Below are 19,621 nucleotides of genomic sequence, written 5' to 3' on the forward strand. Positions count from 1 at the left end.
AGATGTATTCAAGTAAACATAATTTAAAAAGAATAACTGCATCATAGGCTTTTCTTCCTCTGTTTTCACTATATTTTTCTTTTACGATATCATATACAAAAGAAAAATCAATAATTGAATCTATTTTAACAAGAAGATGATCTTTAGGTACTAATTTTTCATATATCATATTTGTCATAATATCAATTTGTTGATTGTTCTTATTAAACATAAAAGACCTCCGAAAAAATATTTATGCATATTTATTATACCATAATATTTTTTCGGAGGTCTCCCACCCAGGTGAAATGTGACATTTTCCATTGATTTATTAAAAAAATCGAAATCTCTTTTCTGTGAACTCCTCCCATTTATACAAGTAGTAGTTTCCTGGTTAATACTCCCAACGAAGAAAATCACCCCAAACTCAAAGGGCTGTTTCTTCCCCAGAATACCAATTATATGGCCACTTTTAGCTTAGCTTTGGCTCTAATATTTATAACATCTTTTATGTATTTTAGGCAACATTCAGCAGCCTCTTACAAACTTGAGCGACTTCTATAGCTGATTAGGTTATACTTGAAAATAATATGGCTTCTTTCTTAAGCTAAATTAGTACTTATTTTTCTCATAAAAATATGCTCCTCTCTATGATAAACAGCTTTTAAATTTTAATCTGTCTACCATAAAGGGAGCATATCATTTTACCAATTTATTGAAATGTCACATTTCACCTGGGTGTCACTTATATCCTTTGATAAACCTTCTTTAGTATCTCCTCTTTTCTTTGTGCTGCTTCGATTAAAAACCTCTTACAGTTCATATCAACATCGCTTACTAAATCAATATCATCTATTGATGCTAAATTAATCCTTACATTTAAAACTGCCGCTTCTATTGCTGCAAATATTTGTATTGCTGCAACACCTACATCTGTTATCGCATTCTTGTTGCCATATTCAGCAATAAAATCCACCATATCAAACATTGAAAAAGCTGTTTCTGCAACAGAATAAGGCACACCATAGGCTTCAATTAAAGCCCTCTGTATTGCCCTGTTTCTCTCTTTTATCTCCTCTTCTGTTTCCTTTGGCATCTTATATGCCTGCATTACCAAATTAAAGGCCTCAACATCCTTTTCAATATATTCCTTAAACTCTTTTCTCAACTCTTCGCACTTTATTAGATACTCATTAAACTTATTCTTCACATCATCGCTATATTCCATAAACTTCTTCTTATTCACTGTTAAGTTCATTACCATAGAAGATAAACTTGCAGCAAGCGCACCTGATAATGCTGCAACAGCCCCTCCTCCTGGTGCTGGAGAGCTTGAAGAAAGGTCCTCCAAAAATTTTTCTATTGAATTTTCATATATCTTCATCACAATCCTCCTTAGTATACTAATTTTCCATCTCTAACTACTATTTTACCATTTTTTATTACCATATCAATATGGTTTATTCCAAAATGGTAAATGATGTAATTTTCATTTAGGGCATTCATAACTACTATATCAGCTTTTTTACCCTTCTCTATACTTCCAACCTCACTTCCTCGTCCTATTGCATAGGCTGCATTTATTGTAACTGCCGATATTACCTCCTGAGGTGTAAGTCCCATCCCTAATGAAGCAAACACCATTATGCTCTGCAAAGACTCAGTCGGGCAAGTACCTGGGTTATAATCTGACGCTACTGCCACCGCAAGACCTCTTCTTATCATTTCCCTTGCTGGTGCATATTTTTTTAATCTTAAATAGAAGGAAGTTCCAGGAAGCAGGACTGGTATTACACCTGCCTCCTTCATAGCATCAATCCCCTCCTCAGATACTGCAACTAAATGCTCTGCCGAAACAGCCCCAAGCTCTGCTGCAAGCTTTGCGCCCCCCATAGGTTCTATCTCTTCTGCGTGAAGTTTAACCTGAAATCCTAACTCCTTTGCTGCCCTTAAAACCCTTCTTGTCTGCTCTAAGTTAAAAAATCCCTCTTCACAAAAGGCATCCACATATTCCGCAAGCCTCTTTTTTTTAACATAGGGCATAACCTTTTCTATCATAAGGTCGATATATCCATCCACATTCTCCTTATACTCCTCAGGAACTGCGTGTGCACCAAGATAAGTGCTAACAATATCTATAGGATGCTCTATTTCCTTCGCAACCCTTAGACACTTTACTTCATCTTCAAAGTTCAATCCGTATCCTGACTTGGCCTCTACGGTTGTTGTTCCCCAAAGAAGCATCAAATCAAGACTCTTTAATGCCTTTTTATAAAGCTCATCATAGCTTGCCGACCTTGTAGCTCTAACCGTACTTAAAATTCCCCCACCTTGTTTTAATATATCAAAATAGCTTGCCCCCTCAAGCTTTAACTTCAGCTCATTCTCCCTTGAGCCATAATGCACAAGATGCGTATGGCTGTCAACAAATCCAGGTAGAACAAGCCTTCCCTCTAAGTCAATAACCTCTGTTTTATCATCGACAAAATCCGCTCCGTCCCCGCTTCCAACATTTAAAATAATACCGTTCTCTATAACTACATAACCTCTCTCAATAACCCCAAGGTCCGCCATCTCCCCCCCAAATTTTGGACCTTTAGATTTTACTGTTGCAATCCTCCCATTTTTTAATAATATCTTATCCAAAGTACCACCCCTATTCAGCTATCCTGTGTTCTAAAACCTGTTCTATAGAAAAGTTTTCAAGCTGTAGGTAGTACTCTAAAGAATCCACAAGAGCCTTCATTGGAACAAGCCCAACTATCTCACTTCCAACAACCTCAACACCAAAACGCTTTGCCTCCATCTTAACCATCTCAAAGGCCCTATATATTGCTGTCTTTTCATAATTTACAAGATTCATTGAAACCTGAGTTATATTTCTATCCTCAAGCTTTACACCCATAGCCTTTACAAACCTCAATCCCCCACCAATAAACCTTACTGTCTTTGCTATTTTGTCTGCAATCTCTAAATTTGGCGTATTTAAATTCACATTAAAGGCAACAAGAGGAACCCTTGCACCAACTGCAGTACACCCACTTTTTTCGTTCATTTCACTTGGCCCAAAATCTGGTTTCCAATCAGGGTTTTTAATCTTTTCAAAAAATCCCTCATACTGCCCCTTTCTAACGTCTGCTAAGTTTTTTCTCTCTGGCCTTGTTGCCGCCTCTTCATACAAATAAACTGGAACACCAAGCTCCTCACCTATTCTTTTTCCTACATCCCTTGCAATCTCAACACATTCCTCCATTGTAACTTCTCTAACTGGTATAAAAGGTATAACATCCATTGCCCCCATTCTTGGATGTCCACCTGTATGAGTTCTCATATCAATAAGCTCAGTTGCCTTCTTTGTCATATTAAAGGCTGCCATAGACACTCCCTCAACATCCCCAACAAAGGTTACAACTGTTCTATTGTGGTCTGCATCTGATGAATAATCAAGCAGCTTAACACCCTTTACTTTTCTAACCTCGTCTACAATTCTTTCAATCTTTTCCTTATCTCTTCCTTCTGAAAAATTTGGAACACACTCAACTATTTTAGCCATCCTACAACCTCCTATTTAAGCATTGGTATCTTAACGCCCTTTTGTTTTGCAAACTCAATTGCTTCATCATATCCAGCATCAGCGTGTCTTAATATTCCCATACCTGGGTCACTTGTTAATACTCTTTGAAGCCTTACATTCATCTCTTGACTACCATCTGCACAAACAACCATACCAGCGTGAATTGAATATCCTATTCCAACACCGCCACCGTGGTGAACTGATACCCAAGTTGCACCATTTACAGCATTTATTAGTGCATTTAATATTGGCCAATCGGCAATAGCATCTGAACCATCCTTCATTGCTTCTGTTTCACGTCTTGGAGATGCAACTGAACCACAGTCTAAATGGTCGCGTCCTATAACAATTGGTGCCTTAAGTTCACCCTTTCTTACAAGTTCATTCAGTGCAAGTCCAAATTTTGCTCTCTCTCCATATCCAAGCCAACAAATTCTTGAGGGCAACCCTTGAAATTTAACTCTTTCTCTTGCCATCTTAATCCATCTTGATAAGTGTTTATTTTCTGGGAATAGCTCTAAAACAAGCTCATCTGTTCTGTAAATATCCTCTGGATCTCCTGATAGTGCTGCCCATCTAAATGGTCCCTTGCCTTCACAAAATAGTGGTCTTATATATGCTGGAACAAATCCTGGGAAGTTGAAGGCATCCTTTACACCTTCATCATATGCCATTTGTCTTATATTGTTACCATAATCAAAGGTTACAGCCCCACGCCTTTGCATCTCAAGCATAGCCTCAACGTGACGAGCCATACTCTTCTTTGCAAGCCTTATATATTCCTTTGGATTCTTCCCTCTTAGCTCAAGTGCCTCTTCATACTTCATACCACCTGGAACATATCCATTTAGTGGGTCGTGGGCTGATGTTTGATCCGTTAAAACATCAGGAACAAATCCCTTTTTCACAAGCTCTGGAAGAATGTCTGATGCATTTCCTAATACACCAATTGAAATAGCCTCTCCCTTTTCCTTTGCTTCGATTGCTCTATTTAAAGCTTCGTTTATATCCTCATAATATACATCAAGGTACTTTGTTTTTATCCTCTTTTCTATTCTGTCTCTATCTACTTCAATACAAAGTGCAACACCTTCATTCATTGTAACTGCAAGTGGCTGAGCTCCACCCATACCTCCAAGACCTGCAGTTAGCGTAATAGTTCCCTTTAAGCTTCCTCCAAAGTGCTTTTCTGCAACTGCAGCAAGTGTTTCATAGGTTCCCTGAAGAATTCCCTGTGTTCCTATGTATATCCAAGAACCTGCTGTCATTTGCCCATACATAGTAAGCCCCTTTTGTTCAAGCTCCCAAAAATATTCCCAGTTTGCCCAATGTGGAACAAGCATTGAGTTTGAAATTAATACCCTTGGTGCCCACTTATGGGTTTTAAATATTCCAACAGGTTTTCCAGATTGAACAAGTAAAGTCTCATCATCCTCTAAATTCTTTAGTGAATTTACAATAGCATCAAAACACTCCCAATTTCTTGCTGCTTTACCTCTTCCGCCATATACTATTAAATCCTCTGGTTTTTCTGCCACCTCCACATCAAGGTTGTTCATAAGCATTCTTAAAACTGCCTCCTGCTGCCATCCCTTACAGTTTAGCTGATTTCCTCTTGGTGCCCTAATCTCTCTCATAGATTAACCCCCTTACATAAGTTCTCCTATTTTTTCTTCAACCTTTATAACAAGCTCCTCTAAAAGAGCTGTTGCTCTATTTATATCCTTATACATAATTCTATCCTCATCTAATGTTGGTATATGCTGCCTTAAAAGTTCATAACCTGCTAAAGTTGCCTTTGCAAGTCCCTTCATTCCCCTCAAATCAATCGCCTGACAGGCTGAAAGATATTCAATTCCTAATACCCTCATTGCATTGTATATTATACTTCTTGCCTTCCTTGCTGCTATTGTACCCATACTGACGTGGTCCTCTTGATTTGCAGATGATGGTATAGAGTCAACTGATGCTGGATGTGCTAATACCTTATTTTCTGAAACAAGTGATGCCGCTGTATATTGTGCTATCATAAAACCTGAATTTAGTCCACCCTTTTTAGTTAAAAAGGCGGGTAAATCATTTAATTGATAGTTTACAAGTCTTTCTATTCTTCTCTCAGAAATATTTGCAAGCTCCGATACTGCAATACCTAAAAAATCCATTGCCAGTGCCATTGGCTGTCCGTGAAAGTTACCCCCTGAAATAACCCTATTCTCATCTGAGAATATAAGCGGGTTATCGGTTGCTGAGTTTATTTCAATTTCAACAACCCTCTTCACATATTCTATAGCATCCTTACTTGCACCGTGTACCTGCGGAATACATCTTAATGTGTAGGCATCCTGTACCCTAAGTTCCCCCTGTTTTGTTGTAAGTGTACTTCCTTCAAGGATTCTATTTAAATTCTGTGCACATTTTTGCTGTCCAACCTGTGGACGAACATTGTGTACCTTATAATAATATGCATCCGTAATTCCCCTTAATGCTTCAACCGTTAAAGATGCAACAATATCTGCAGCTTTAGATAGCATAACCGCATCATATAATGCAAGTGTTCCAACTGCTGTCATAACTTGTGTTCCATTTATAAGTGCAAGTCCCTCCTTTTCTACAAGTTCTTTTTCTTTTATTCCTGCCCTGTTTAGAGCTTCTTTGCCAGATAATCTTTCACCGTTATAGTAGGCCTCCCCCTCACCTATCATAACAAGAACCATATGTGAAAGAGGTGCTAAATCTCCACTTGCACCAAGAGAACCCTTTTCGTATATAACTGGATGTACACCTTTATTTAACATTTCTACAAGAGTTTCTAACGTCTCAAGCCTAACACCAGAATAACCCTTAGACAGTGCATTTGCACGAAGAAGCATTATAGCCCTTACAACCTCCTGTGGTAGCTCCTCTCCAACTCCACAGGCGTGGGATACAATTAAGTTTCTTTGTAGCTTTTTTGCCTCCTCCTTTGAAATTACAACGTCTGAAAACTTGCCAAAACCAGTTGTAATACCATATACAACCTTTCCTTCATTAACAAACCTATCTACAACCTCTCTTGCAGATTTAACTTTTCTTTTTGCCTCCTCTGCAATTTCAACCCTATACCCATATCTTGCAACCTTTACAACATCATCAATGGTTAAGTTCTCCCCGTCAATAATAATTTTATGCAACCCCATCACCACCTGTAATATTCAAAATTTTCTAATAATATTATAACATTAAACCATTCTTTAAATTTTCTGAATATTTTTATCACACTAAAGTGCCACCCAGGTGAAATGTGACATTTTCAATATTTTTGTTATTTTGTTTTACCAAAGTTTATTTTTCATTAACTGTAAAAATATTAAACCAAACTGTTTTTTATTTTTATCGTAAGTAAAAAAAATTTCATATTCAGTTTAAACAAAAGAATAAAACTAATTTTATTCTAATATAATCTAATAGAAATAATTTTTTTCAGGAGGTATTATGAAAAAGACAAACAAATTAAAAACTGAGAAAATAAACTCAATTACTAAAAAAATAAAAAGAAAGCATAAGAGTATAATTAACATTACAAAAGATTATAGAAAAATGTACAGTATAATTTATAATACTTCTTGTACTGAAGGCTTAAACATAGAAGATATATATTCTAATGAAAAAATAGAAGAAACTATTTGGCGAAAAATTTTAATAAACAAATATGAAAAAGAAATTAGAAAATTAAAATATGAAATTGAGTTAATATGGGGGGATAGAAAATGATAAATTCTACATCAATAAGAGAAAATAAAATTTCATTATTAAAAGCTTCAAAAATAATATCAGAACAGCTAAATACAGACGAAAAAAAAGTTTATAAAGCTTTGTTAGAGTTGGCTCATAAAGGTTCTTGTGAAATTGAAAATCTTAATAATAGATTCTATGTTGATAATGAACGACTTAGTGATATAAAACAAAAGATAACTGAGTTATTAAACGATGAAAACAAAGATAAAAATAAACAACATAATAATAAAAATAATAATCAATTTGATAGGAGTTATATTGAAATGATTTTGCTATTAAATAAGAAAGGATTAGATTCTAAAGATATTGCAGAAATAATGAAAGAAGTAGACAAAGTCTATTCTGCAAAAAAATAATATTAAAATTTATTATGCAAAAATGCCACTCGTTTTATGAGTGGCTATCATTTTAGGTAAAATACTTGTTTTTTAAAACTACAGAAATTATTTATGCAGTATCATAAAAATTTTATGTTCTTTATTAAAAAGCCACCTTAAGCTTCGAAAAATAATACCTAAAAATTATCTATAATACAAACAGTAGCCTAAATATATATTTAAACACTATATTATTATATATTATTGAATACAAGTTTGTTTTTTATAATATATGCCATCAAAATAAAATGCATTATTCACCACATGTCATCACTTAAATCGAATATATAGCACACTTTTCATACAATAAGTAAAAATCTCCTAAATTTATTTTTTAGGAGATTTTTACTTTAATTACAACTTCTGAAGTTTGGTTTTTAGGTGTTTGTTATGAATATTATGCATTTTTTATTAAATGTACATCAAGAGGTGTTGACAAATTAAGTCTTTTCATTAACCTCCTGTTTTCAAGTTGAGCATCTTTGCTACATTTTAATTATTAACCTGTTATCAATAGTTTATACATACATCTAAAAAAATTTTTATAAATTTTCCAAAATTGCCTATGTTATTATTACAAAATGTCACATTTCACCTGGGTGGCACTTTTTTTTGAAATTTTACTAACACTTGATCTATCCATATTTAAAAATTCCGCAATTTCTATATGTGAATACTTCTCTTTTAATGCCTCTAACACAAAAGTTTTCTTGATCTGAGTCAATGCTTGTTTCTTACTCCCTTTTCTTATTTCTTCTATCATCCAATCAGAAATATTCAGCCTACTTACTATATCATCTAAAGTTATCCTTTGTGGTTTTTCAAATTTATTATTAATATCCTTAATATCATAAAGTTCCTTTTCTGCCATACCCATCAAATTTGATAATATATTGGCTTCTTTTAAAAACATCTTATCGTCTCCATCTAATTGTAAGAGATTCATATATTCAACTATTGCCCTTTTTCTATCATCACTCAACATATCTAAAATAAAATCTATATTAACAAATGAATTAATGCCTCTTTTATAAAACCAATGACTACTCCATAAATATTTATCTATATTATCACAAATATTTGCTCTTATTGGATTTCTATGTATATATCTTAATGTAGCAAATAACTGACCGTCGGTTTCAATTAAATTACAATGAAATCTTTTTTCGAGTGCATGGCCAGTTCTATTAAGAACTGTATTTAAAAATTTAGCTATAACATTATTTAAATTAAACATAATTGTACTGATAGAATCATTATGTGTTCTTATTAGCAAATGATAATGATTGTCCATAATCACATATCCCAATAACTCATAATCAAACTTTTTATTATATTCCTTTAACTGCTTAATTATAAATCTTTTATAATTGTCAGTATTTAAAATATACTCTCTATTATTACATCTTGTAGTAACATGATATATTGCTCCATCAAAATAACATCTACCTTCTCTCATAAAACCACCTCCTTTATTAATTATTTCCATTTATAGTATTTATATACACAAGAGTGCCACCCAGGTGAAATGTGACATTTTCTATTATAGATAGAATGTAACTATTAGCTATATACCAATACAATTTTTACGTATTAGCATTTATTCTTGCAAGATATGGTTTCTTTCCTAATTTTATTAGATTCCTTATCCTTGTTCTGACCTTTTCCCTTAAATTCCATTCGCACATCCTTAATCTTTTTCTCATCCATTAGTCTAATTCTTTCATATGTCTTTTTACTTTCACAAGTAAAAAATAAATTTCCCCTCCAATGGCTATTTGTTTCTGTTTATTAATTCTATCCTATGTGCTCATTGGCTTCATTCGACTTGTTATTTCTCTTATTTTATTCTTTAATTTCTTTATACTTTCTCCAGCTATTCTTATTTCGGATTCGCCCCTATTTATATAAAATAAAAATCTAAGAAATTTCCTCTTCCACGGTCTATTAACTACACTTTTCTATCTATTTACTTTTACTTTTCTATGTATTCACTTATGTTCTCTTTAACTCTGTGGGCCTCTCTTTAACTTTTAACAAATATATTACAGTCATCTGCATATCTGCAGAATTTATGTCCTCTTCTTTCTAATTCTTTATCCAAGTCGTCAAGGATTATATTCACCAAAAGTGGGCTTAATGGCCCTCCCTGCGGTGTTCCTTCTTCATTCTTTACTTTTATTCCATTTAACATAACTCCAGATATTAGATACGCTCTTATTAATTTTAAAATCCTCTTATCTTTAACTTTTCTTGCTACACGGCTCATCAAAATATCGTGGTTTACTTTGTCAAAGAATTTTTCAAGGTCTAAGTCTACGACCCATCTATATCCTTCGTTTATGTATTCATTTGCTTTCTTTACTGCATCTTTTGCACTTCTGTTTGGTCTGAAACCATAACTATTATTAGAAAAGCCTTTATCAAATATTAACGTTAATTCTTGGGCTATCGCCTGTTGTATTAATCTATCAAGTACAGTTGGTATACCAAGTAGTCGAATTCCTCCATTAGGCTTTGGAATCTCCACTCTTCTAACTGGTTGCGGTTTATATTCCCCTTGTAGTATTGCTAATTTTATTTCTGGCCACTCTTGTATTAGAAAGTTCCGAAGTTCATCGGTTGTCATTCCATCTACTCCATGGCTACCTTTATTAGCAACTACTCTCTTATATGCTCTTTGCATATTTTCTCTTGAGAGTATTCTTTCCAAGGTTCCGTATTCTTGTGCACTGGTTTCTCCTTCTGAGACTGCCGGAGATACTTTATGCACTTCTTGTTTACCTTCGTGTTCCACACTATTATCAACAAGATAGCCTGTATATTCAGTTTTCTGCAATCTTTGAATATCTCTTGAAGTCTTCAAAATTTAAAACCTCAAAGCGTAAGTCCTTCCCACGATAACGCGTATTTCGTAGTACTATGACCTCTGCTGACTTCTAACAGTTCAGCTACCCATCACTGAGTAGGTTACCATTAGGAAAGTTCATTCCTTTAATGGTGTATCTGTTAGACCTCCCCGTGTAAGAGCGACCGCTTTCGTCCTATATAATCGCCACATTTACTGCATGAGGTTCTGGTAGTGTTGGACTTTGTTTTGTGTATCAAACTCGTCCACCTCAAGTCAGCCTCATATGAGGTTATTGTTCATCGAGTCGGGACTTTGCCTCCGGCTTCCTTCAGATTCCACCTAACGATGGACATCCTTGCCATTGGCTAATGGTTCCCACTACTAAGCCCATAGCAGACTTTCACCACAAAGCTGTCTTTTATTCAGCATACGCATAAAAAAATCGTTTAGGCTAACGCCTAAACGATTTTTTATACAACATTATTAATTTGTGGAAAATGTCACATTTCACCTGGGTGGCACTTTTATCTTGCTAATTCATATATGGCATTTGCATAAATTTTTGCACAGGCTATCAGGTCATCTATAGATATGTATTCATTTGCCTGATGTACTACATCCTCACGCCCAGGGAAAAGTGGTCCAAAGGCTACTGTGTTTGCCATCTCCTTTGCGTATGTTCCTCCACCTATTGCAATAGGCTCACATCTTTGTCCCACATAATCCTCATATACCTTCATAAGCTTCTTTATAAGCTCGTGCTCCTTTGAAAAATATAGCGGTGCCCGATGTTCAAAATTTTCAACTCTAATTCCGTATTCCTTTATCCTCTCGTTAAATGGATTCATCATATCCTCAAGCCTGTATGTAACTGGATATCTTAAATTAAGTCCAACCCTTACTCCCTTTTCATTTAAATCAATTGTTCCAAGATTAAATGACAGCTTTCCTGAAGGCTCATCCTCTAAATAAACCCCAAAACTTCTTCCATCTGTTTCAAACCCAACATACTTATTTAAAAAGCTAATAAAATCCTTTACATCACTATCATCTAAATTTAATTTTCCTAATAGATTCATCATCTTCATAATAGCATTTTCCCCAAGCTCTGGTGTGCTTCCGTGTGCAGATACACCATAGACCTTTATAACTATACCTTTTGCATCTACTTCAAATTCAATCTTGTCCTCTGTCTCCTCCATATGTTTAAAAATAATGGACTTAATATACTCTACATCCACAACAAGCTTTGCCTCACAATAGTCTGGTACCATATTCACCCTCTGTCCGCCCTTTACATACTCTATCTTTATATTTTTAGGCTCCCTATTAAAATCCTTCACAATATCAAAAACTGTTAGCCCCTTCTCACCAAAAATAAGAGGGAATTCAGCATCTGGTGTAAATCCTAAAACAGGAGGCTTTTCAAACCTATTGTAATACTCGATATCCTTTGAGCCTGTCTCTTCATTTGTTCCAAATATTATCCTAACTCTTCTATCAAGCTTTAATCCTAACTCCTTTATCGCATATAGCCCATAAAGTGCAGCAATAATTGGTCCCTTATCATCCATAGTTCCTCTTGCATATATCTTACCATCGTGTATCTCTGCTCCATAAGGTGGATACTTCCATCCATCCCCTTCTGGTACCACATCAAGATGTCCAAGAACCGCAACATAGTCCTCCCCTACACCATATTCTGCATACCCAACATACCCATCAAGATTTACTGTCTTAAACCCAAGCCTCTTTGATAACTCTAATGCATAGTTTAGAGCCTCATCAACGCCTTCCCCAAAGGGCTTCCACTCCTTCGCTTCTCCCTCAACACTTCTTATTCTGCAAATCTCCTGCGTACTCTTTACAATCTCATCCTTAAGCTCGTCAATTTTACTAAAAAGCTTCTCCATAATGGCACCTCCTATATAAGTGCCACCCAGGTGAAATGTGACATTTCCCATATTTTAGTCACAACACACAGGGTGGCTTATAATCTTTTTATTTACGTCTCTTTTTTATCATTTTAACAGCATCCTGAAGCTCTTCCATTTTTAATAAATATGCACAGGCAACATAGACTATTACACCAAGTCCAATAGATACTCCAACATTAATTAACTGTGCAAGCTTTGATGCATTACCTAAAACCTTATCAATACCAAAGCTTGTCAAATAAACAACTATCCCCATTGCTACAGAAGAAATAATTGACTTTGATAGAGATACTAAAACCTCTCTTGTTTTAAGTCCATTTACCTTCTTACCAAGAATTCTATACAATACCATCATTTGAAGAACTGCAGCAAGTGAATTTGAAAGTGCAATTCCTCCTATCGCAAGGCTACTAAACTTTACAAATAGTAAATTTAAAGTAATATTGAATAAAACTATACCTGCACCAATCTTAACAGGTGTTTTTGTATCCTGCATTGAATAAAATGACCTTATTAATACTGGAATCGCACATTGTCCTAAAATACCTATCGCATAGAAAACAAGTGCAAAGGCTGTAACCAAAACGTCCTGTTCAGTAAACTTTCCTGTCTTAAATAGAAGTCTTACTATCGGCTTATTCAAAACCATAAGACCAACAGATGCAGGAATTGTAATAAATATCAATGTTCTTAAGCCCTGTGATATAACTGCCTTATATTCATCATACTCTTTTCTTGCAATATGGGCATTTAATATTGGAAACACGGCTGTTGAAACACTGGCACCAAATATACCAACTGGAAGCATCATTATTCTCTGTGCATATCTTAAACCAGTTATACTTCCTTGGTCTAAGATAGATGCTATATTTTGATTTACAACAAGATTTATTCTTGTAATAGCAAGCCCTAATATTGCAGGCCCCATAAGCCTAATCATTCTTCTGTAACTTTCATTTTGAGTGTTAAGTTCAAGCCTAAATCTCTTTCCTACTTTAATAAAATTAGGTATTTGAACACCAAAATTTAAAAACGCCCCAAATATAACACCAGCTGCAAGCCCAAATATTCCAAACTTGCCACCAAGAATTATAGCCCCAAGTATTATACCAACATTATACATAACAGGGCCAAGAGCCGGTGCTGTAAATATCTTATAGGAATTTAAAACACCCATTGAAAGCCCTGCACAAACAGCAAAGCTAACCGAAACTGTCATAAATCGAGTAAGTTTTACTGTCAGTGCATAGGTTGCAGGGTCCTTTGCATTTCCAATTGCTACAAGTGGAATTAGATATTTCGCAAAGGCATAGTATAAAATATTAAATATCACGACAAAAATTAGGGCAACTGTTATAAACGTATTTGCCGCCTTCCAAGCCCCCTCCTCATCATCCTTTGCAAGGTGCTGATTAAACACAGGCATAAAACCAGAACTTAACGCACCAACCACCAAAAGGTCATACATTACATCAGGAATTGTAAAGGCCGCAAAAAAGGCATCTGTAACAGAATTTCTACCAAACACCTTTGCAATAGTCATTTCTTTAATGAACCCCAGTATTCTAGATATTAAATTAATAATCATTAATAAGATAGTTGTTTTTTTAATATTATTTGTTTTTGACATTTTTGCCCCTCTTTCTAATCATTAGTATTTTATTTACATATATAATCTTGTCAACAAAACCTATGATTACTTATAAATATATAACATAATTTCTAACAGATATTAATTGTTCTATAATAATTCATATGTTATTTTTTCTCTCTATCAAATACTGGTAATAAAATACTTAAAAACATTATTGCAAGAATTACAGCATTATCAATTATATAAAAAGGGTTATTAGTTTTATTTATACTAATTATTGGAATTAAACTTATTGTAAATCCCAGGGTTTGAATACCAGTATGTCCAAACTTAATATCTGGATATCTAAAACTATAAATAAGAATACTCAAACATGAACCTAAAATAGTTATTGAAAAAATAAGAGTAATATAGTCATTAAATAAAATCGACACTGAAAATAGAATTAAAGTTATAAAAATACTGATTCCATAAATAATGTTCTCCATATTTTTTTTGAATTCTATAATATAAAGTATACTAATAACCCATAATACTGTAAGTAAAACACCATAGTAATCAATATTTAAAATTGCATTTTCAATTAAATGTGTAACTCCTATTTTTTTGATCCTAATATCAAATAATAGCAAAGTAAGGACCACTGAAAATTGAATAAGTAATTTTGTTATAAACCTTAATTTTTTAACATCATCAATAATTCCCATAACCAAAATAATAGTAGTTCCTAAAACAATTCCATATACATATTTATCTACCTTATTCGTAAATAATAATATAATCAGAAAGTTTGTATAAACTGACATCCCTACCATTCCTTGCTTTAGAATTTGAACTATTTGCATTTCATCAGAAAAGTTTTTAAAACTTAAATAATTGATAATTCTTTTAACAATAAACAAAAAAAGCAAATTGAATATAAAAGAAAAAATAAATATATTAAAATAAAGCATTATTTCACCTCTTTAAGCCATATCCATCTTTAAAAATACAATTAGATAGGGCTAAAATTAAAAATGAAAAAATGCCAGCAGATGCACTAAATAATACATGTCCTGCTAAAAATGATGAACCAAAACCAATAAATAATGAGACAAACATACTAATATACAATAAATCTTTCCTATAAGCAAAAGAACTTAAAATAAACAACACGCCATTTTTAATTATTGAATACATCATAATTATAAATCCTACAATTCCATAAAATAACCATACATCAACAAAGTCCATTTCAATGTTTTCCATTTTTGAAGATCTACTCAAACCAAACAATTTTCTTAAAATATTTGTATTTTTATACTCATCAAATGCACTATTAAATTTATCATTTCTTGAATTTAAAACATAAGAATACATTTCGTTATTTGTTCTTTCTTTAATAGCTTCCTGTCTTTCAATTGTACTTCCAATAATATTAGTATTTTTGTAAAATTTAACTGCTTGTGAAAACAAAACAAATACTACAACAGATAATAACATTATAGTTATAAAACGTTTTAAAAGATTAATATTTTTAATTAAAAACGTAAATGAAATAAACACTAAAAAGGAAAATAAAATTGAAAGTAATGCAACCCTTGTACCAATAACTGTTAATGCCAACATTATTATTAAATTATAAATAACCAAATCTTTTTTATAATTATTATCACTAAGTATTAAATATAAACTTAATGGATATACAACTGCTACTATTGCTGTTAAATCATTTCCAGCATAGAAAAAACCCTTGCTTAAATTACTATAGGAATATGTTTTATATCCAACACCAAAGATAAACGACATAACTACTATAATTGAATAAATAAAAGCAGATAACGTTAAATAATAAATAAATTTATTTATTTCTGCCCTTCGTAAATTTTTAAATACTTCTAATCCAATTAGCAAAATAGAAATATTATATAAAAATTTCAAATAATATTGAATTTCTTTAAATAAATTGATGTTAATTCCACTAAAATGTTGTACCACTATTGTTATCATAAAAGTGAGCATAAGTATAATATAATATGAAATATTTATTTTATTTTTATATATATAATAAATCATATATAGTAAAAACAAATTTCTAACTATTATCCCTGGTGTAAATCTCGGATCTAAATTAAACGTTTTTAAATACACACCCGTTAATAAATCTAACATAGGATTAAGTAACACTGCTATAAGAAATATTCTTAACATTTTATCTTTATTTGTATTGAACATCTGTCTACCTCCACCCTGCCAAATATTAGTCTCTACCAAATATATCTCTAGTGTAAACTTTTTGTCTTACATCGTATATTTCTTCATTAACTCTATTTGCCACAATAACATCTGACATTTCTTTAAATTTATTTAAATCTCTAACTAATCTTGAATCTAAGAATATATCTTGTTTTATAGAAGGTTCATAAATAATAACGTCAATTCCTTTTTCTCTAATTAACTTTATAATGTCTTGAATCGCAGACTGCCTTATATTATCTGAATTTGTTTTCATTGTAAGCCTATAAATTCCAACTACTTTAGGATTATTTTTTATTATCATATTGGCGATATGTTCTTTTCTTGTCTTATTAGCATTTACAATAGCTTTTATTAAATCGTTTGGCACATCAGTATAATTTGCCAATAGCTGTTTTGTATCCTTTGGTAAACAATAACCACCATATCCAAATGATGGATTATTATAATGATTACCTATTCTTGGGTCAAGGCAAACCCCTTCTATAATTTGTTTTGAATTTAACCCCTTTAACTCTGCAAAAGTATCTAATTCATTAAAAAACGCTACCCTCATTGCTAAATATGTATTTGCAAATAATTTTATTGCCTCGGCTTCAGTAGAATCAGTTAGCAATATAGGTACATCTTTTTTTTCTGCTCCTTCTAACAATAAATTAGCAAATTTTTGTGCTCTCTCTGACTGTTCTCCAACAACTATTCGTGATGGATATAAATTATCATATAATGCCTTTCCTTCTCTTAAAAATTCTGGAGAGAAAATAATATTGTCAATTTTATATTTTTCTCTCATCTTATTAGTAAAACCTACTGGGATTGTAGATTTTATTATCATTAAAGCATTTCTATTTACCTCAAGAACTGATTCAATTGTACTCTCAACAGAATCTGTATTAAAATAATTTTTATCTGGATCATAGTCAGTTGGAGTTGCTATTATAATTATTTCAGCCTCTTTTAATGCTTGATACTTATGAGTAGTAGCTTTTAGATTTAGAGTTTTATTTTTCAAAAAGAATTCTATTTCCTTATCTATAATTGGTGATATTCTATTATTTATTAAATCAACCTTTTCTTCATTAATATCAAGTAAAACAACATCATTTTTTTGAGATAGTAAAACAGCTAATGACAATCCAACATACCCTGCTCCAACAACAGTAATCTTCATATTTAATCACCTCTATAATCATATTTCTCTTATATAATTTAACTAAATTTATTAAATAGAATCAATATAATCAGAAATAAAATCAATTATTACTTGCGTTTTTGAAACATATTTACTTGGTTCAAATTCATTTATTTTATCCACTGCATCTTCTAATTCTTCATAATCATATGCTGATAATATTAAGTTCTGTTCTTTTAATAAATTTACAATTTCTATTTGATGATCATTATTGTGTTCCCCATATTTTTCTAATCTTGGAACACCTATTACTTTTTTACCCTTTTTTACACCTAACATTAATGAACCAGTTCCACCATGGCTAATAATAAAATTTGATTCATCATAATATCTCTCAATTTCTTCATTATTCATAAAGTCTATTATCTTAAAATTTTTAGTATTATATTTAGTAAAACCGGCTTGTACAACTACTTCTTCATTTATCTTACCACTTTCTATCAACTTATCAATGTATTCTAATAGTCTATTAAAAGGCATATCAAAAGTACCTAACGTTACAAAAATCATATTAATATATTCCTCCTCCTAAGTATTTAGCTTTAGGATAAAATTTTAATAGTTCAGGCCATTGAACAATAAATAAATCTGCAATTGGATATATTATTTTCCCAGATAAATTTGGTGTTTTTACTTTAGCAAAGCTTTCAATATATATAACTTTTTTGCCAAATAATTTAGCAATATAGCACATAGGTACAGCTGTGTGTGCACCTGTAGTAATTACTACATCTGGCTTTTCTCTTAAAAAAATACGCATAGACTTGAATATATTCTTTAACATTATAAAGATATATTTAAGCCCATTATTTCTACCACCTGGTAATAAAAAACTAACTTTGTATTTTTCTTTTAATTTTTCATTGTAAGGTAATGCCTCAGTTACTAAATGGTACTCATATTTATCAAATAAAGGTTTTAAATTTAACAATTGTGCTAAATGTCCTCCACTTGAAGATATTAATAATACTTTCTTTTTTTTCATAATACTACTCCTTTGCTATCTTATCTATTTCGTTTACAAAAGACTTAATTACCAAATTTGAATCATATTCCATTGCAGTTTTATATGCATTCTCTATTATCCTCTTTTTTTCTTCTTCAGATAAATTTATATAATTCTCGATGATATTAACAAAATTACTTACATCATCAACATTGGCTAAATACCCATTTATACCATTCTTAATATATGTTTGTATTCCTCCTATTTTAGACCCTACAACAGGAGTTTTACAAGACATTGCTTCTAAACCAACAAGCCCAAGACTTTCCTCTAATCTTGTAGGAAATACAAAAATATCAAATAAGTTAAAATAGTAACTAATCTCTTTTTGGGACAGTCCACCTAAATACTCTATATTATTTTCTAAACCATAATCTTTAATCATTTGTATGCATTTATTTTTATCTTTTCCTTCTCCTATAATAATACCTTTAACAAATAAATCTGTATGTTTTTGCTGTAATTCCTTAATTATTTTTATAAATATATCCCACCCTTTGCCATACTCTATTCTAGATACATATCCTAATACTAAATTTTCTTGTTTACTTTTTTTATTAACCGTACTTATTGGTTTGAATACTGTCATATCTATTCCACCAGATGGATAAACTACTATTTTGTCATCAGTAATTTTAAATTTATTTTTAACAACATCCTTAAAATATTCTGATGGTACAACTATTTTATCACATATTCTAACTAATGGATAACTAAATATTGATAATATCTTAGCTATTTTACCTCTTATAATAACATCCGAACCATGAACATTTAGTATTAAAGGTTTTCTTGTTATAATTTTTAAAATTATAACAGGCAGAGCACTATGACTTATAAAGTGGACATATATCAAATCAAATAAATCCTTATTAAAAATCCCCTTTAAGATGTTCATATAAAAATTAAAATATGTTTTTGCTTTTTTAATTGATTTTTGATTTGGTTCAGTAATCACTGCTTTCATTGTAAATTTATATCCGTTATCTTGTAAAACGTTTTCAGTGTTTTTTACAAATATTCCGAAATATGGATGTTCATTATCTGGATACATATTTGAAATTAAAAAGAACCTTCGTTTTAAAGTATGTGTATTCAATCA

Annotated in this window: 18 protein-coding genes; 2 read left to right on the forward strand and 16 right to left on the reverse strand. The window is 31.9% G+C overall.

Going from position 1 to position 19,621, the window contains the following annotated elements; genetic code table 11:
- From BUB63_RS07915 to hutH, 6 genes are all read right to left on the reverse strand, one after another.
- Positions 1-211 (reverse strand): transposase (locus BUB63_RS07915; protein ID WP_035166597.1); only part of this gene is annotated, 211 nt, incomplete at its 3' end.
- Between the two features lie 513 nt (positions 212-724).
- The gene (locus tag BUB63_RS07920; protein WP_073248943.1) at positions 725-1,363 is read right to left on the reverse strand and encodes a cyclodeaminase/cyclohydrolase family protein; all 639 of its coding nucleotides are present in this window, start codon (positions 1,361-1,363) and stop codon (positions 725-727) included.
- A gap of 11 nt (positions 1,364-1,374) precedes the next feature.
- Positions 1,375-2,625, reverse strand: coding sequence for an imidazolonepropionase (gene hutI, locus BUB63_RS07925; protein WP_143290257.1), 1,251 nt, complete (start codon positions 2,623-2,625; stop codon positions 1,375-1,377).
- Between the two features lie 10 nt (positions 2,626-2,635).
- Positions 2,636-3,532 (reverse strand): glutamate formimidoyltransferase, encoded by an 897-nt coding sequence (gene ftcD / locus BUB63_RS07930; RefSeq protein WP_073248945.1) that lies wholly within the window; start codon positions 3,530-3,532, stop codon positions 2,636-2,638.
- Positions 3,533-3,543: 11 nt separating this feature from the next.
- Entirely contained in the window at positions 3,544-5,190 is a 1,647-nt protein-coding gene (gene hutU, locus BUB63_RS13380; protein ID WP_073248947.1) for a urocanate hydratase, read from the reverse strand.
- A gap of 12 nt (positions 5,191-5,202) precedes the next feature.
- Entirely contained in the window at positions 5,203-6,723 is a 1,521-nt protein-coding gene (hutH, locus tag BUB63_RS13385; protein WP_073248949.1) for a histidine ammonia-lyase, read from the reverse strand.
- Between the two features lie 301 nt (positions 6,724-7,024).
- On the opposite strand from hutH, the gene BUB63_RS07945 reads away from it, so the two are divergent.
- A complete protein-coding gene (locus BUB63_RS07945; RefSeq protein ID WP_073248951.1) occupies positions 7,025-7,303 on the forward strand; it encodes a hypothetical protein in 279 nt (92 codons plus the stop codon).
- The gene (locus BUB63_RS07950; RefSeq protein WP_027309174.1) at positions 7,300-7,683 is read left to right on the forward strand and encodes a hypothetical protein; all 384 of its coding nucleotides are present in this window, start codon (positions 7,300-7,302) and stop codon (positions 7,681-7,683) included. The genes BUB63_RS07945 and BUB63_RS07950 overlap by 4 nt, the downstream gene beginning before the upstream one ends.
- A gap of 595 nt (positions 7,684-8,278) precedes the next feature.
- On the opposite strand, the gene BUB63_RS07955 is transcribed toward BUB63_RS07950, so the two are convergent.
- The 10 genes from BUB63_RS07955 to BUB63_RS08000 all read right to left on the reverse strand — a co-directional run bounded on the left by BUB63_RS07955 (position 8,279) and on the right by BUB63_RS08000 (position 19,618).
- On the reverse strand, positions 8,279-9,163 hold the full coding sequence (locus tag BUB63_RS07955; RefSeq protein ID WP_159431462.1) for an REP-associated tyrosine transposase: 885 nt from the start codon (positions 9,161-9,163) through the stop codon (positions 8,279-8,281).
- Between the two features lie 567 nt (positions 9,164-9,730).
- Positions 9,731-10,570 (reverse strand): group II intron reverse transcriptase/maturase, encoded by an 840-nt coding sequence (ltrA, locus tag BUB63_RS13870; RefSeq protein WP_242947358.1) that lies wholly within the window; start codon positions 10,568-10,570, stop codon positions 9,731-9,733.
- A gap of 509 nt (positions 10,571-11,079) precedes the next feature.
- Positions 11,080-12,468, reverse strand: coding sequence for a dipeptidase PepV (gene pepV, locus BUB63_RS07965; RefSeq protein ID WP_073248955.1), 1,389 nt, complete (start codon positions 12,466-12,468; stop codon positions 11,080-11,082).
- Between the two features lie 88 nt (positions 12,469-12,556).
- Complete coding sequence (gene murJ, locus BUB63_RS07970) at positions 12,557-14,122, reverse strand: murein biosynthesis integral membrane protein MurJ (RefSeq protein ID WP_073248957.1); 1,566 nt, start codon at positions 14,120-14,122, stop codon at positions 12,557-12,559.
- Between the two features lie 128 nt (positions 14,123-14,250).
- On the reverse strand, positions 14,251-14,892 hold the full coding sequence (locus tag BUB63_RS07975) for an MraY family glycosyltransferase (protein ID WP_159431463.1): 642 nt from the start codon (positions 14,890-14,892) through the stop codon (positions 14,251-14,253).
- Positions 14,893-15,043: 151 nt separating this feature from the next.
- Positions 15,044-16,300: an O-antigen ligase family protein gene (locus BUB63_RS07980; protein WP_027309102.1), complete on the reverse strand. Its 1,257-nt coding sequence runs from the start codon at positions 16,298-16,300 to the stop codon at positions 15,044-15,046.
- Between the two features lie 25 nt (positions 16,301-16,325).
- Positions 16,326-17,492, reverse strand: a complete 1,167-nt coding sequence (locus tag BUB63_RS07985) for a nucleotide sugar dehydrogenase (RefSeq protein WP_027309101.1) — start codon at positions 17,490-17,492, stop codon at positions 16,326-16,328.
- Positions 17,493-17,543: 51 nt separating this feature from the next.
- Complete coding sequence (gene pssE / locus BUB63_RS07990) at positions 17,544-18,023, reverse strand: PssE/Cps14G family polysaccharide biosynthesis glycosyltransferase (RefSeq protein ID WP_027309100.1); 480 nt, start codon at positions 18,021-18,023, stop codon at positions 17,544-17,546.
- Position 18,024: 1 nt separating this feature from the next.
- Positions 18,025-18,498, reverse strand: a complete 474-nt coding sequence (gene pssD, locus BUB63_RS07995; RefSeq protein ID WP_035166361.1) for a PssD/Cps14F family polysaccharide biosynthesis glycosyltransferase — start codon at positions 18,496-18,498, stop codon at positions 18,025-18,027.
- A gap of 4 nt (positions 18,499-18,502) precedes the next feature.
- Positions 18,503-19,618, reverse strand: a complete 1,116-nt coding sequence (locus BUB63_RS08000; protein WP_027309098.1) for a glycosyltransferase family 4 protein — start codon at positions 19,616-19,618, stop codon at positions 18,503-18,505.
- Positions 19,619-19,621 lie beyond the last annotated feature (3 nt).

The sequence above is a fragment of the Caloramator proteoclasticus DSM 10124 genome, from assembly GCF_900129265.1.
Lineage (GTDB): Bacteria > Bacillota > Clostridia > Clostridiales > Caloramatoraceae > Thermobrachium > Thermobrachium proteoclasticum.

Bases quoted from the DNA above. Each gene is read 5' to 3' on its own strand.
- BUB63_RS07920 (WP_073248943.1), bottom strand. From the start codon at position 1,363: ATGAAGATATATGAAAATTCAATAGAAAAATTTTTGGAGGACCTTTCT.
- ftcD (WP_073248945.1), bottom strand. From the start codon at position 3,532: ATGGCTAAAATAGTTGAGTGTGTTCCAAATTTTTCAGAAGGAAGAGAT.
- hutU (WP_073248947.1), bottom strand. From the start codon at position 5,190: ATGAGAGAGATTAGGGCACCAAGAGGAAATCAGCTAAACTGTAAGGGA.
- BUB63_RS07945 (WP_073248951.1), top strand. From the start codon at position 7,025: ATGAAAAAGACAAACAAATTAAAAACTGAGAAAATAAACTCAATTACT.
- BUB63_RS07950 (WP_027309174.1), top strand. From the start codon at position 7,300: ATGATAAATTCTACATCAATAAGAGAAAATAAAATTTCATTATTAAAA.
- BUB63_RS07955 (WP_159431462.1), bottom strand. From the start codon at position 9,163: ATGAGAGAAGGTAGATGTTATTTTGATGGAGCAATATATCATGTTACT.
- pepV (WP_073248955.1), bottom strand. From the start codon at position 12,468: ATGGAGAAGCTTTTTAGTAAAATTGACGAGCTTAAGGATGAGATTGTA.
- murJ (WP_073248957.1), bottom strand. From the start codon at position 14,122: ATGTCAAAAACAAATAATATTAAAAAAACAACTATCTTATTAATGATT.
- BUB63_RS07975 (WP_159431463.1), bottom strand. From the start codon at position 14,892: ATGTCAGTTTATACAAACTTTCTGATTATATTATTATTTACGAATAAG.
- BUB63_RS07980 (WP_027309102.1), bottom strand. From the start codon at position 16,300: ATGTTCAATACAAATAAAGATAAAATGTTAAGAATATTTCTTATAGCA.
- BUB63_RS07985 (WP_027309101.1), bottom strand. From the start codon at position 17,492: ATGAAGATTACTGTTGTTGGAGCAGGGTATGTTGGATTGTCATTAGCT.
- pssE (WP_027309100.1), bottom strand. From the start codon at position 18,023: ATGATTTTTGTAACGTTAGGTACTTTTGATATGCCTTTTAATAGACTA.
- pssD (WP_035166361.1), bottom strand. From the start codon at position 18,498: ATGAAAAAAAAGAAAGTATTATTAATATCTTCAAGTGGAGGACATTTA.